Raw genomic sequence first — 15090 nt, 5'->3', positions numbered from 1 at the left:
AAGCAACTATGAAACTAAAATACATCCTACTAACAGCCCTCTCCGCTTTTGCCCTTAGCTCCTGCGGCGAGAAGAAAACCGCGGACAATACAGAGAACCCTCCAGCGGCCACCGACAGCTCTTTGCAGTCAATGGTGCTCACCTCAGCGCCTTCCGGTGCAAAACAAGTCTCTGAGATCCGCCAGTCAGCCAAAGAAGGCGACCAAGTTGTGGTTAGCGGCAAGATTATCGGTGGGGCCACCCCATTTGTCGCAGGTCGTGCCATGATGATCTTGGGCGACCCCACCAAGCTAACCTCCTGCGACCTCCACGAAGGTGATCAATGCACCACCCCTTGGGACGTCTGCTGTGATGATCCGGATGTGATCAAACAATCCATCGTCACCGTGCAAGTCCTTGATGAGGAAGGCAAGCCACTCAAGGAAGGCCTCAAGGGGCTCGGCGGCATGAAGGAACTCAGCAAGCTTGTGGTCACCGGCGTCGTCGCCGACGGCTCAACAGCCGACAACATGCTGATCAACGCCACCGGGTTTTATATCCAAGACTAGTCACTAGTCGATCATCTCAGCGTCCTGCCGCATCGTTCAGATGCGTCAGGACGTTTTTTTTGCTAGCCCCATGATGCCGTGCATTCGTGTTTCCTACGTATGATCATCTGACATCCAGCACTTTTCTCGACAACAGACCGCCTGTTGAGGGTCTTGATCGGCACCTCAATTATCCGAACCAAGCAGATCTTTCCGCAACTCCCGCATGGAATAAAGCCGGAGCTTCTTAGACTGCCAGCCGACGCCTCGCATCGCTCTGGCTCCACTTTGACGCTTTGCTCCGAAACGGTTTCTTACTTCTCGGAAAACATTTTCCACAAAGGTCTTGCTACCGAAAGCCATGCCGTCGCTGAAATAGCGAACACGACAACGTATCATCTCCCCCACGGTAAGCTTCCCACCACGGCCTAACACCTTCTCCACCTCTTTACGCTGAAACCCTTTTCTAACACGCCGAGACTTTCTCCTCTCTGGCATTTCCCCAGAGTGAATTTCCTCTGCAAAAGCCTCCTCACCATCTGCAAATAATAGAGTCCGATACCGCTCACCAAAGCCCTCATCCCAAGCTCCCTCATCTAATTGCTTCAATCTTTCAGTCCTGAGCTCGTCAGCCTGCTGATCAAACGCGTCTGCTCCGACTAAAACTCGGCAGATCCCCCCGCGCGCTTTTTGATTTCCCTTAGGCTGCATTGCCTCAGCGTAGGAGCACCATTTGTAGTCCTCCGGTTTCGCTACCATGCCCGCCCTAACAGGGTTAAGATCGATATAGGCACACATGATTCTGGCGGCATATCCGTCCTCCACCAGCACACTCTTGAAACGGCCTTCCCAGAGGGTTCCACAACGTGCCTTGGCTCCGTTATACCACTGAGTGAATTTCTGTTTCAGCCCTTTCATGAATTCGGAGAGGTCATGCATGCGGCAGGTGTATTTCGCCTTCAGCTCTTCGGCCGCATTGTCCGCGCCATCGGCCCTGAAGCGCTCCAGCATCTGTTCGATCCCGATGTAATATGCCTTGGAATACAGCGGCTTGATGCACCGCAGGAACTCCGTGTCATCCATCACAATAGCCTCACCTTTTTTCTTCGGTGGAACTTCCACAAGCAGGTGGAAATGGTTGCTCATAATGCAGTAGGAAAGCACCCGGACGCCGCAAAACGTCTCATATTGACGCATTATTTGCACAAACATATCCTTCTCGACCCGACCGAGAATAAACTGTCTGTCAACTACACGCGAAATGCAGTGGTAGAGGCTGGAATCAGTCTCCGCCATGGGGGAAATGAAACGTGGCTGACGCATGACAACAAAAAGTAATCATATGAACACTTAAAGTCAACCCCTTTTTCTTACAGAAGGCCTGTCCCTCTATACGTGTCGGTCCCTCTATACGTGTCCCTCTATACGCTATATTGCTCTCTGACCCCTCTCTGAGTAGTTCTTTTTTTTTCCAAGCCATTCAGCATTTGATGCTTCAGTCGCTTCAAAGAGAGAGTCTATGTATTCACGGGTAAGGTAATCCCTCAGAAAAAGTGCAATCTTTTCATGAGCAGAGGAATCTCCGATGACATATAACCCTTCAGGAGTAATCTCGGCTTGAAATTCTTCAGTTTCTGTAGGGGACACAAATCCGATTCCAGCCCCTTGTAACAGCTCATACACGGAGCTAGAATATCTATCAGTAAAACCCTTAATTAAACTTCTTTGCTCTTCATTAAGCGAATAAACTTTTTCAGGTTTTTCCTTGATATCACTCGAACCTAAACCATTGCTTTTTTTGCAGGAAACGCAACAAATACCAAAGGCAACCAAGAAAAATAATTTATTCAGTTGTAGTGTCTTTTTCATCCTTTTTACAATCATCATCTTTTTCGTCTAACGCGTTATCTTCAGCTGTACCGTCTCAATCTCTTTTCTCTACAGAAGGCCTGTCCCTCTATACGGACCTTTATGTGACAACAACGAGTAATCATGTGAACACCTAAAGTCAATACCTTTTTCTTACAGAAGGCCTGTCCCTTGATACGATACTTTGGTTGAGTTATTCATTACCCCCCTCCACACGGCCCCCTCTCCTTTAGTTTCCTTCTTTCTCGGCCTCTCCTAATTTATTGCCTTCTTTTTCTAGATCAACAATGGATAGTTTGCCGTAATTATTTGCATTTATATAACCTTCTTCGACCGGCCAAAAACTTACATTTACGCCAAATCCCCCTCTTTTCGTTAGGAAGTCGTTTGAGGTGCACACCACCTTAACTTTATTTCGTGCGTCTCTATATAACACTAGCAGATAACTAAATTTTTTAGCGAGGTTCTTAACTTCTACAGCAGGCCCTTTGATTTTCTGGACTGCAGTAATTTTTTTTAGGCTCGGATCAATTTCGATTAAATAGACAACCTGAAACCGACCAATAAAATCAGCTTCGGGTTGCCCCGCCTTACAAGGCATGGCAAGAAAAAAAACGATCAAAATTAAGTAATTCATAATGTTATTACTGCTGGATCAATTGTTCGTACAGAAGGCCTGTCCCTCTATACGCTAAGCGTAGGGAGCGGCTGGAGGCCGGAACGATGTGGCGGAGCGCAGCGAGCCGCTGAGTGCAGGACGCAAGCCAGCGACCGGGGTTGAACGGCTCTCGCGGGAGCGGAGGCGCGATCCATGCCACAAGCATGGAGCGTGCCGCAGCGGTTTTCTCCCTTGCTCCAGGCTGGGGTTTTTGCTGCGCCAGCGTGGGAAGGTTGCATTGCCCAACAATTACCCTATTCTCCATCTTCTCTCATCCCTTTGTAGCATTCTTTAATCTCAATCCTTAGATCATTAATTTTAGCTCTAACAAGATGAGGTTTCCAATCACTGCGGTATTCTTCAAGACCGAGAAGAATGGAATATGCCTCTCGTAGCGAACCTAGAGCCTCGCTCCTAGTTGAAGCGTTCACAACCTTGATTTCTTTGGCGTGATTTGCATGTTCCCAGGAGGCATAAAACGCAGAGGGAGAATCGCTTTCTATCTGCACCGCTGGTATTGAATTCACATATTCATCTGGAGTAAGATTTTCGACTTTGTGCGGATAAAGCCCCCCCTTAAATGGATCACTTCCGATGCGTTTTTTTACATATATTGAAATTGAAAGCACTCCGAATAACAGCAGCACAGAACAAACAATAACGGCCTTAAACTGGATTTCCTGTTTCATCAAAACAACGGCAATTTACATCTTTTGGTCCATATGTTGGCTGGCAAGCGCCCCCTTCTTTCAGCGGACATTTTTTTGCAAAGCAGCCTTCAGAGGCATCAATAAGAAGCTCAATGTTAGCTCGCTTCAAGGCTTCTTGCTTAGTTGGCTCCGTTGCTTCTCCAAGAGCGTTATATGCACCACAAGCACCCTCTTGCAGCTCTTCCCCCTCCTTCTTGCACTTGCATTCACAGTTGGTATTAACGGTGCAAATGCAACTGATTTCCTTCTCTGCATCTGCATTTTTATCCCGTCCAAGGTAATCCCAATTATTTAAGCCATCGTTTCCAATAAAGCTATAAAGGTTCAGACCGCCCTTCTCCTCAATGGGGTCTCTGGATGGCCATCTTCCCGTGACGGGATCATAGTATCTGTAACCGTAGTAGTAGAGGCCGGTTTCGGCATCATGCGGCTTGGTGCTGAAGCGGTGGGCGAAGTCATTCACCTTGGTTCCCGTGCCGACCACCGTGTTTCCAAAGGCGTCATACTCGTAGTGGGCTTGCACCGTGCCTGTTGAGTCCAGATACTCGCTGACGTTGCCGTTGCCATCATAGGTGGGGTAGTAGCTGGACGCGCCGTGGCTGACTGACAGAAGTCCGCCGACCCCTCCCGCTCCTTGCATCGACCCCGATAAATCCATACCCCAAGTATACGTCTTTGCCAGCGTGGTGCCAGAATATTCGGTGATGATGTTCCAGCCATCGTATAGGAAGTAGGAAATTGGGATTGGGGATTGGGGTGTGCCGTTCTGGGGAACAGATTTTGAGATGCGGCGGCCGAGGTAATCGTAGCTATATTCGGCGATGGTGGTGGTTTCATCGAGGCTGGTGATTTTGACCAGGCGATTCTCGGCATCCCAGTGGTAGCGCACGTTGGTGTTCTGGTCCACGGGCAGCGGGGCGACGGTGAGGTTACCATCGTCATCATAGGCGTCCACCGGGAGGCTGACTCCGTTGGCCTTGGTGTATTGGTTCACCGCGTCCGCGATGTAGTTGGGATCATTCGGCAGATCGGCCAGCAGGCCGTCGGCTGTTTTCTCGCGATTGCCGATGGCATCGAACTGGTAGGCGCGGTCGTTATTCGCGGCGGAGGTGTCATCCGCCTCGACAAGTTCCCCAGCGGCGTTGTAGCTCCAGCTGTAGACGGGGGCGGTGGTGAAGGCGCTGCCGCTGGTGGTGAGACTGGTGCGCTGGCCGAGATTGTTCGTGGTGTAAGCGAACTTGGAGATCACGGGTGTGGGGTCTGCGGGGGTGCCGGTGTGGTTGGTCTTGCTGAGCAGGACGTTGCGGCTGGCCTCGTAGGCATTGGTGACGGTGTGGCCGCCGGTGCGGGTGACGTGCTCAACCACGCCGTAGCTATCGGGCAGATAGCTGTAAGTGAAGGTGTCTGTGCCATTGGCTACGGTGGAGAGGCGGGATGCCGTATCATAGGTGTAGCTGACACTGTGCTCTGCGGCCTGGGAAGGAGCTGCGACTGAGAATCCGGTGGGGCGGAGCAATCCGTCCTGGCTGCGGTCCAGAATGCGAGTGAAGCCGTTGTAGTCGATGGTTTCCTTATCGAGAACCAAGGTCGCGGCGTCATAAGCATAGGTGTGGGTATTGCTTCCCTGGGTAACGGTGACCGGACGGCCATAGCCATCATAGCTGTAGCTGACCGTGGGAGTGGAGGCGGGGTCATTGCTATAAACGACGGAACTGAGTAAGCCGTGGCTGTAGCTGTAAGTTGTCAGGATGCCGCTGGTGGTATTGGTGCCGGTGCGAGCCCATGTGCGGGTCTTGAGGCGTCCTGCGGGGGTGTAGGTGTAGTCCGCGCCTTTGCTGGCAGCGTCACGCTTGCTGGTGAGCCAGCCGCGCTGGCTATCGTAGTTCCAAGTAGTGACGTTACCTCCAGCATGGGTGGGCTCGCCATTTCCGTCCAAGGTGGGTTTGGTGCGGAGAGTTTTCGTACAGAAGGCCCGTACAGAAGGCCTGTCCCTCTATACGTCCTGGGGCATCGCTTAATCGTAATTATGCGGTTTCCCGACGCTATGGAAAGGCCTAAAGGCCTATAGAGGCCTGTCCATTCATACGCTTCCTCTCATTTTTCGATCTTGTCACGCGATTGCGCGTTGGGCTTGGGTTGCGTGTTTTGAACCTTCCAGTGGAATTTGGTATTCAACTTCGTATGCCAAATGGTGAATCGATGCGCCTGATCCGAGGACAGAGCCTCGTTGTATGGCGGTAAACCCAATAAGCACACAATGGCCCCTGGCGACACTAGGATGTAGTCATCTTTTGTCTCGCGATATCCTCCAATATCGTTGGGTATTATTTTCCCATTTTGGTCGATCACTTTTAAATACACATTAGAGTTTAGTAGCCAATGCTTGCTGATTTTAAAATCCTCCTTCGTGTTATTTCGAATCTCGTAAATAAGCGATTTTTGTCGTCCCATAAACGGAATATTCCAAACCGAAGCATCAACCAAAACTCGTCCTCCGGCATCTTGCGCGAGTAGTAAGCTTGGGAAGAGGAGAATAAGAAAAATGGAGGTGAATCGCTTCATGATTTTATGCTGTATTTTATCAACCGCCGGCATGGTTTCGCGTTTTTCATGAGACTCTACAGAAAGACTCTACAGAAGGCCTGTCCCTTAATACGTTACTTAATACGTTAATACGCTTACAAAGGCAATCTGGCTTCCACCGTTTCCACTCCGTCTACAGAGGACAAGCACGCGCTCGTCGAGATCAGGACTGTCCCTTAATATTTCATTCAGCGATCTATTCTACAAACTCTTGAAGCCCTTCTCTGGGCTTACCTCCCGTAGGTTTAGTAAAATAAGTTATGCGTTTCTCCCCTGCAGATAAAATCATACGCCCTAAGTATTTTTTCTGATTAAAGTAAAAGGATACCATATCCCCTCGAGCCATCCCAATTTTCTTTCTTTTCCCAACATTCAGCACATAACCAGTTTTTTTTTCTACCCTCGAAAAATAAATTCACACTCTCTATTTCGCCTACAAAAATACAGCGTGCTTCCTCTTCGGGAATAGTCAGCTCAAATTTTTTTGATTTTATTTGAACTTCTTTGAGAGCACGCCCCCATTGGGGATGCCTTACATCACCCACCAGATTTTCACCGGCCTTACTCTGGAAAATAAATCTAATCTCAATATTTTCATCTTCAAGAGAAGAAAACCTATAATGGAACGAATCCACTGACCAAGCATCGGGGCCAGATGCTCTCGCAGACTCAAGTGTAACACAAAGTAGTAAAGCAACGTATAAGGTGTATATTCTAATCATGATTGTATCAAATTAATTGCATCCCTCAAACACCAGTATGTAGGTATAACAGGTATGTTCCTTAATACGCTTAAAACGCGTGCTTATTTTCAGGGTGTCTGGTTGTATTGCAGGCGAATGAAGCCTTTGCTGTTTCCGGTCGAGGGCAATCTGGCTTCCACCGTTTCCACGCCGTCTACAGAGGACAGCACGCGCTCTTCGAAATCAGGACTGTCCCAGGATGTCAGGTTGCGTGAACCCTGGCACTCCAGAGAATAGCCGTCGGTGGCTCCCGCGTTGCGTTGGAAAATCATATAGAGATACCCGCCTGCAACTTTTGTGCTATCGACGCCCGTAGACTGCTGGTCGCGCGGATCGGCGAGGTGAAGATACTCCTGCCAATTTTTCAACCCGTCACCATCAGGATCAGCCTCGTCCCCGGAGATCAAGGGATCCGCCAGTTCCGCTGCGGTGAAATGTTCTGATTTCCAATTTGCCAGCGACAGGGTGAACTCGGCAGTGACCACCTTGGGTTCGTCCATGAGGATGTTGGCGCTTGTGTTGCTGCCCGTGGCAGCCCCGCTCCAACCGGAGAACTCCCAACCGGGAGCCGCTGTGGCCGTTAGCGTGGCGGTATCGTTCAGAGCGTAGCTCCCGAGATCGGCCAAACCATCCACCGCTCCGGCACCTCGCAGGTAGAGCTGGAGGCTGGCACGTGAGGAGAAGTTCGCCTGCACGGATTTGTCACCGTCCATGAGAATGGTGATCTGACTCTCGGCCCCGACAGCGTCCCCTGCCCACCCGGCAAATGCAGCCCCTTTACCGGCATTGGCGGTGAGGGAAACCTGAGCACCATGTGGATAACGGAGCGCTGAGAAATCCTGATTGATCTGCCCGTTACCATCAATATCAAGGTTCAACACCCATTCTGGAATCACCAGCGTAGCCTCAGAGGTAGAAAAGTGATTATTGGCTGGATTCCGGTCTCGTAGTTCCGAGCTTGTTAGCGCGGAAACAAAAACCATGTAATTTCCTGCGGCAATGGTCTCGGGTATTACTATTTCAAATGATACCGAGTCATTACTCTGAGCCAACAGAGGAGAATTCACGCGTAGCCCCGTCGCCATTGGCACATCATCGCCGTTACCGTAAACCGCGTCTTTCGAGGCTGTGAAACTGAAGCTCAGGGCATCGCTGGCGACCGCGGTCGATCCGTGGTTCACCATGTCCACGGTGGCCGTAAACGTATCACCAATGCCAGCGGTCACTGGCGTCATTGTTAGATCTGATATTTCCAAGTCATCGTCTGTTTCGACCTCAATTGTGGTCGATAGGATATAGAGCGTCTGCCCATCCAGATGAAGCGTCCCAGACTGGCCGGAGAGTGTAGTGTATTCTGCGACGCTAAGATCGTCATTGATCTCGTAATAACCATTGCTCGTGGAAATCAGGAAGCCACGACCGCTGCGGTAAACCACACTGGAAATATACGTGTTATAAATAGGTAGCGACACCGTGTGCCACTCAGAAAAATCAGTGGTGAGATAGATTCTCGAGCCATCACTCACCAGATAATAGCCACCGCCGTAGGCGAATTTAGTGGAGGATGTGAGGTAGGGGGTGGCCGTAATTCCAGTCCATACTTGACCGTCAGCTGACCGAGCCAAACGCGGGGTCGAATAATATCCGTCAGTGACAAAAAATTCCTCATTCTCAAAACTGACATGCTTATAGGAATCATTCGGTAAAGTGTGAGTGGTCCATGTGGAGCCGTCCATGGACACATAGACGGAAGCATGTGATTTTCTGAGAACCACAAACTTGCCGTTGCCGTAGGAGACCGCGGCCAGGGGGACGTCGGCTGCGACAGTTTGGTAGGTCCAGTTGACCCCGTCAGCAGAAAGCCCCAGCTCTCCGGAGCTCGTGACACAAGCGTAGCTGCCATTCACGATTGTTAGCTGATTAACGTCGCCGGAGGGTTGGTTTCCTACGTCTTCCCAGGTGAGCAGATCATCCGACCATTGAATCGCCCCATTGCTCGTGGTGACCGCCCGTCCATTGTGAATGGCAAACAAGTCCAAACCCTCGCTTTGTAACGACGCCCCCTTCTCATACGTCCAATTCACCCCGTCTGGGGATACCGCGTGCAATTGATCTGACCACGTATAACCGACCGCAACAAAGCCAGTATCCTCCTGATAGGCAATCTGCCAGCTGCGGGCATTGAATGGTGTTTGTTCAAACGGGGTGTCGGGAGCGGGGCTCTGCAGAGACTCATCTCCGAGGAATAGTTCCCACGTGATCCCATCAGAACTGCGGTACGCCGCGTAAGGACCGAAACACACCCACTGGCCATGACCATAGCTCATCTCATAGAATTTCAAATCAACATCCAGTGGCGCCCATGTTGATCCATCCACCGAAAAATACTTGAGGACGTAGCCACTTAAAATGTGATTCTGACAAAGGAAGATCCGCCCCCCCGATTCGATGAAAAAACCTGACAAATTACCCGGAGAATCCTCAGTCGTCCAGGTCAAGCCGTCGGTGCTCCTGCGGATTTGGCCATTGGCCAGAGTCATGACCTCCTCATTACTAAGCACTAACCGGTTACCTGCGATACCGCTGGTAATCCATGTAAGGCCGCCGTTTTCAGAAACGGCAATTTGATTACCACCGCAGACCCATATGAGGTTATTGAAATACAAGACCTGACCACCTGTGGCCGGCATGTAAGCGCAATCAACGGTCGTCCAGTTAAAACCATCATCCGAGTAGCTCAACTTACCACTTGAGGTAATAAAAAACTTCCCTCCGTGGTAACTCGCCTCTCCTGACAAGTCAGGAATCAAGGTCCAGTTAATACCATCACTGGACGCAAACACTTCATCCCCAGCCACCAAATAGACTCCTCCGGAATAGGCCACGGAGGTCAATGAATCCGATGTGGGCAGGACCAGATCACGAGCCACCTCCCCTTCACCATAAATGGCCACTCCTCCGGTTTCAGTGAGAAGAAACAGACTATCGCCCTGGGTAGTCACGGCTGAGGCGTTACTGAGTCTGGCATGGTTTCCGATCGTTGTTGAACCACTCACATTGACCACAATTCGGGCCTCATTGCGAACTCCCGAGACATCGGTTGCCTCAACTCTAAGAACATATTCACCTACTGATGTGGGATACCACAAGAACTCGGGATTATTCACCGTTGACTCACTGATTTTCACACCATTTACCCAGAAACTCACCAGAATCGCGCCCGCCTCCGGATCAAAGGCGGTGGTCTGCACTGCAATCCGGCTATTCACTGAATAGCGCCCGTTATGCGTCAAATTATCAAACCCCACCACAGGGGCATTGCTAAGCGGTGATCCTCCTTGCAAGATCGCCATCGATCCGTAACCACCCGCCGCCACCACCGAACCGGCAAAACTCGATGCCGCACTGAAGGAAGCCGCTGGGAGTGAAAATTCTACCCAGGACTGTAAATCCGTGGAGTAAACCCCTTTGTTCCCCATGAATACAGCCACCCCATGGTCATCGGCGGCTATCGTGGTCTCACCATTTCCCGAGCCATTGCGATAGCTACTTAAATCCTGGACACTCCAGGTGACTCCATCTTGAGATGACCAAAGCTTACCCTCTGTGCCCGCGGCTAAATAATAGTCCAGCCCGTAAGCTAGTACTTCCGGATCGTTCAAGCTGTTCTCACCGGTGTCAAAAACTGACCATGTCGTTCCGTCAGGGCTAGTGTAAATCTTCCCATTCGAACTCAGCCCCACGAAGCGATCGCCAATGTATTCTAATTTCTTGATTTTATATCCGCCAGAAAATGACGGTCCGACGGAGGTCCAATGAATGCCATCGGACGAAGTATAAAAACTCCCGGATGGGAATGTGGAAAAAGCAACAAAGGTGCCATCGTGGTATGCCAGCTTGGTGATGTAGCTCAGATTACTTTCACTCACCTCAGTCATGTTTGTTGGATAAAGACCACGATAGATTTTTTGATCACTACCATTCACTGCAATTTGGTTCGCACTCCAATATGAATCGTTAGCGTAGATTAAGGAATCGACGTCTACTAAGGTCTCCTCCTCACGCCAAACAAGACCGTCTGCTGAAGAAAAATAGCCCGCTGAGCCATAAACCCATGCCCTATTATTGACCACCTTCAAGCCGGAGAAATAGGTGTCCGAATAAAGCCCCGAAAGGTCTTCACCATAGAGATTGTAAGGTTTCGTGGCGCTCGCCGTGACTCCGCCCCCCCCTGATATGGCGATCAGCCCGTTCCCCACGGTCACTGCATTGACGTCGAACCCGGGCGAATAGGACGCCCAGTGAATACCGTCCTCGGAAACATAGAGGTCATTTCCATTGGCCCAATAAACCTTGCCATCGTGAAGCTGGATTCGATGGTTTGAGGTATTACTGTTAGAACGACCTATCCAATTAGTCTCAGAATTATAGTCCGTATAGGTCCAAGTCACACCGTCGGAAGACTGCCACAGTTTTTTCCCCCCTTCATTACTCCAGACCCTAAATTCGCCATCGATAAACACGCCTTCCCCTCCTTTGAGCGCTGCACCGGAGACCGTCGGCGCGGTGCCTTCAGCCCATGTGACCATGTCTGTAGTGGCAGTGATCGCGTTCGCGTAACTCTCGATAAGCACCAATCGGTCGGCTGAAAAGATGGGGCTATTGAACACTCTACCAGGAAAGGATTTCGTTAGTGTCCAGGACATACCATCCACTGAGCTGTAAATGAATGAATCTCCAGTATCACGGGTTATGTAGTGGAACTTGCCGTTCCAATAAAACAACTCAGTCACCCCGCTGCTGACTCCGATCGTTTCATTGCTATAAGCATGCCACGTTTCTCCATCATCAGACGAGACAAAGTTCCCTGACCAATCAGCGGCGAGCCATTTGCCACCGCCATAGGCGATTCTACGCAACCTGAAACCATTGTCGCCAACGGAGTGTAAGCGCCACGATTCACAATCCACGGATGTCGTGATGGCACCGCCACTGCCGATGGCAACAAACATCCCCTCCGCGTAGATCATGTCATGAATATCATTACTTTGTGGTGTGGGGTAACGTTGATTCCAGACCGACCAAGGAACATCGCTGACCCGAATATCGATCAGGGCCGTTTCCGCGGTTCCCAGCTCATTACTAACCTCGAGATGGTAGTGGCCGTTATTTGCCACCTGAGCATTGGTGATCGCCAGACTAACGCCAGTTTCACCAGTCAATGCGACATCGTCTTTATACCACTGGTAAGTCAATGGCGCACTGCCGGTCACTTGTGGACTCAACCACAGGTTTTCACCAGTCGCTACCGATCGTGATTTAGGGTTCACTACGATCTGAGGAGCTACACGTAGCTCGGTTAGAGCCACCTGATTACTTTGTATCGTGTTTGTCCCGTCCGATAGAATCGCATAGTAAGTGGTGAAATCGGAGGCAATGACATTTTCGATCCTCAGACTATTACTACGAGCTCCTGAGATAGCCGTTCCGTTTTTATACCACTGATATTGAATCGTGTTAGAGCCGGCACCATGAACGGAAAAATCAACTGTATCCCCCAACTTAACAGACCTAGAGCTGGGCTGGTATACAATCACCAGCGAACCAGCTTCGAAACCATTCAACAAGATCCCACCTGAGGCGTCACCGCGGTAGCCATCCACCGCGATATAATAGGTAGTGCCGCTTTCAGCAGCGAAGGTGACCTGGCTGGTCCAGTCGAGCGCATTGCGATCGTCGTTCGATGCCACCTCGTTGAAATTCACCCCGGGGGTGCCGGTGTAAACGGCGAGCACGGTATCGAACTCACTGCCCTGTGTGGTGATGACAAATTCGCCATCGAAGTCGGCAGTCCAGCGCCACCAGACCGAGTTACCCTGTCCGCCCCCCGCATGCGGGGAATAGTCCTCGAAGGGTTGGGAGGTGGCGTCGCGGTTGCTTCCACTGGTGCTGAAACGGCTGCCGCTGAGGTAGATGGCGTCACCGAAGGCATCGTTCGCTGGTTTCAGTGCCAGCGAAACCACCAGGCTCTGACCTTGGGCATGACTGCTATCGATCAGGAAACGGTATTCCTGATCTTCCTCACAATAAAAGCGGATGGTCTCGGTGGTGTCTGGGGTTTCATTGCCATCGGCAACGACCACCAGGTTATCCCGCTCGTCGCCGCTGAAAGCGATGACGCGGAAGGGTGTGACGTCTGCTCGCACTTCAAATTCCACCAGGCCTGAGAATGGCGCTTTCCACGCATACCACAGACTGCGTGAGCCGGTGACAATCGGGTTAAAATCATCTTCGTCGGCCTCACGGGTGGCTGTATTGTTAGATCCACTCCAGAAGCCGTAATCGCCTTCGAAACGAAGCGCGTCATCAAAATCATCATTGCTCACCACGGATGCCGAGGCGCCTAACAACTTGTGCAAATTCAAGCGACCACCGGTGCTCACCTTACCAGCCAGTGCCGAGATGTGATCGACCGATGAGTAAAGGCGCGCAATCAACTCAACGGCATCGTCACCGGGAAATTGAGCTCGGGCCAAGGCCATGGCACCACTGACATGAGGGGTCGCCATCGAGGTGCCGTTGAGGTTTTTGTAGGAACTGTTGGACCCGATGTAGGCCGACCAGATGCTGCTCCCCGGGGCACCAATATCCACTGAGTAGCGGCCGTAGCAGGAGAAGGTCGACAATTGGTCCGAGCTGGTCGTGGAGGCCACCGCAACCAATGTCGGCAGGTCATAACTTGAGGGATAGTGAGGTGTGGAATCGTTGTTCAAGGCATCATTCCCAGCAGCCGCGATGAATGGGATACCGGCATTACCAGCCGCCTGGATCGCGTTGTAGAGACTTTGGCTGTATCCGCCACCGCCCCAGCTGGCACTGATGATATCCGCCCCGTTCTCGCGGGCGTAGTTAATCACCTTGATGCCATCCGAAGTGCTGCCGCCCTGAGGCCCGAGGAAGCGCAAGCCCATGAGCTGCACATCCCAGGCCACGCCTGTTAGGCCAATGTTATTGTTCCCCTGCGCACCGATGGTGCCGGCGCAGTGCGTGCCGTGACCGCCGGTGTCCATGGGGTCAAGATCATCGTCATAGGCATCGTATCCGTGATTGCCACTGCCATCGCTCCACATGTTGTTGACCAAATCCTCGTGATTATACTGGATGCCGGTATCGGTCACCGCGACGACCACGTTGGCGGCATCGTGGCGGATGTCCCAGCCTTCCGGGGCATCAATATCGGCGTCGGCAACGGTTCCGGCGCTGTTGCCAGGGTTATGCAGGCCCCACATTTTCTGACTCCCATACGCAGGGTCATTGGGGGTGACCGTGGGATACACTAAATAATCCGGCTCGGCAAAATCGATGAACTCATTGAGTCCTTGGATCTCGGCGATGGATTTCTGTTGGGATTCGGCCTGTTGAAAATCATCCAGTTCCGTGAGAATAAAGGAGCCCGGCTCCACGGCACGGACACGGTAACCATTTTGCTCCAACAAATTCCGGGCGACCATTTCATCGGCTCCTTGCTTGAGCCCCACCATGAGGTGATCGGCGACCGATGCGCGGAGGCGTTTGACGGTCTGCTCCCCGGTATCAGGGTCCGTCCAGACCTCCTCCTCCAAACGCAGATGCGGATACTTGAAATCGGCCTCCACCACACGCACGCGACGTCGTCCCGCTTTATCCTCCGAGGCATCGATCCAAGTTTCACTGATCACCTTTTTGACGAAGTCGTCAGCTGCATGAACTGGCTCTGACTGAGCTTGAACCGGTGCCTCCGAGTCCTGCACCACGGCATTCGTGCGTTTGGACGAGCGTAGCGCGCTCTCGTTGTTGGAGGGGCTGTGGGCGAGTTCTTTCTGGGAAGACTTGGACGAAGGTGCTGGTGCTGTTGTTTCATGCTGCGTTCGAGTTCCCAAATAGAGAACCACGGCTGCGAGAATTAGACAAAGAGGGAGAAGGAGGCGTTTCATAAACAAGGGATCTGACTGGTTAGACGG

9 protein-coding genes are annotated in these 15090 nt (G+C 51.5%); 1 reads left to right on the top strand and 8 read right to left on the bottom strand.

All coding sequences use genetic code 11. The features are described from left to right. The first annotated feature begins 8 nt into the window (after window positions 1–8). Complete coding sequence (locus tag JO972_RS15990) at window positions 9–548, top strand: hypothetical protein (RefSeq protein WP_309491091.1); 540 nt, start codon at window positions 9–11, stop codon at window positions 546–548. Window positions 549–713: 165 nt separating this feature from the next. Here JO972_RS15990 and JO972_RS15985 read toward each other — a convergent pair whose 3' ends face one another. From JO972_RS15985 to JO972_RS15950, 8 genes are all read right to left on the bottom strand, one after another. Further along, entirely contained in the window at window positions 714–1850 is a 1137-nt protein-coding gene (locus tag JO972_RS15985) for a transposase (RefSeq protein ID WP_309491090.1), read from the bottom strand. Window positions 1851–1955: 105 nt separating this feature from the next. After that, window positions 1956–2396 carry a hypothetical protein gene (locus JO972_RS15980; protein ID WP_309491089.1) on the bottom strand — a complete coding sequence of 147 codons (441 nt, stop codon included), beginning with the start codon at window positions 2394–2396 and terminating at the stop codon, window positions 1956–1958. A 229-nt stretch (window positions 2397–2625) separates the two neighbouring features. Beyond that, window positions 2626–3033 carry a hypothetical protein gene (locus tag JO972_RS15975; protein ID WP_309491088.1) on the bottom strand — a complete coding sequence of 136 codons (408 nt, stop codon included), beginning with the start codon at window positions 3031–3033 and terminating at the stop codon, window positions 2626–2628. Between the two features lie 275 nt (window positions 3034–3308). Further along, entirely contained in the window at window positions 3309–3743 is a 435-nt protein-coding gene (locus tag JO972_RS15970; protein ID WP_309491087.1) for a hypothetical protein, read from the bottom strand. Further along, window positions 3721–5700 (bottom strand): RHS repeat domain-containing protein, encoded by a 1980-nt coding sequence (locus tag JO972_RS15965; protein WP_309491086.1) that lies wholly within the window; start codon window positions 5698–5700, stop codon window positions 3721–3723. The genes JO972_RS15970 and JO972_RS15965 overlap by 23 nt, the downstream gene beginning before the upstream one ends. Before the next feature lie 158 nt (window positions 5701–5858). Then, window positions 5859–6326, bottom strand: a complete 468-nt coding sequence (locus JO972_RS15960) for a hypothetical protein (protein ID WP_309491085.1) — start codon at window positions 6324–6326, stop codon at window positions 5859–5861. A gap of 332 nt (window positions 6327–6658) precedes the next feature. Next, window positions 6659–7069 (bottom strand): hypothetical protein, encoded by a 411-nt coding sequence (locus tag JO972_RS15955; RefSeq protein WP_309491084.1) that lies wholly within the window; start codon window positions 7067–7069, stop codon window positions 6659–6661. An 89-nt stretch (window positions 7070–7158) separates the two neighbouring features. Next, entirely contained in the window at window positions 7159–15063 is a 7905-nt protein-coding gene (locus JO972_RS15950) for a S8 family serine peptidase (protein WP_309491083.1), read from the bottom strand. Between the last annotated feature and the right edge of the window lie 27 nt (window positions 15064–15090).

This window comes from Oceaniferula flava, assembly GCF_016811075.1.
In the GTDB taxonomy this organism is placed as follows: Bacteria; Verrucomicrobiota; Verrucomicrobiia; order Verrucomicrobiales; family Akkermansiaceae; genus Oceaniferula; species Oceaniferula flava.
The sequence above is the reverse complement of the archived record's forward strand: the minus strand, read 5'-3'. Positions and strand labels throughout refer to the sequence as shown.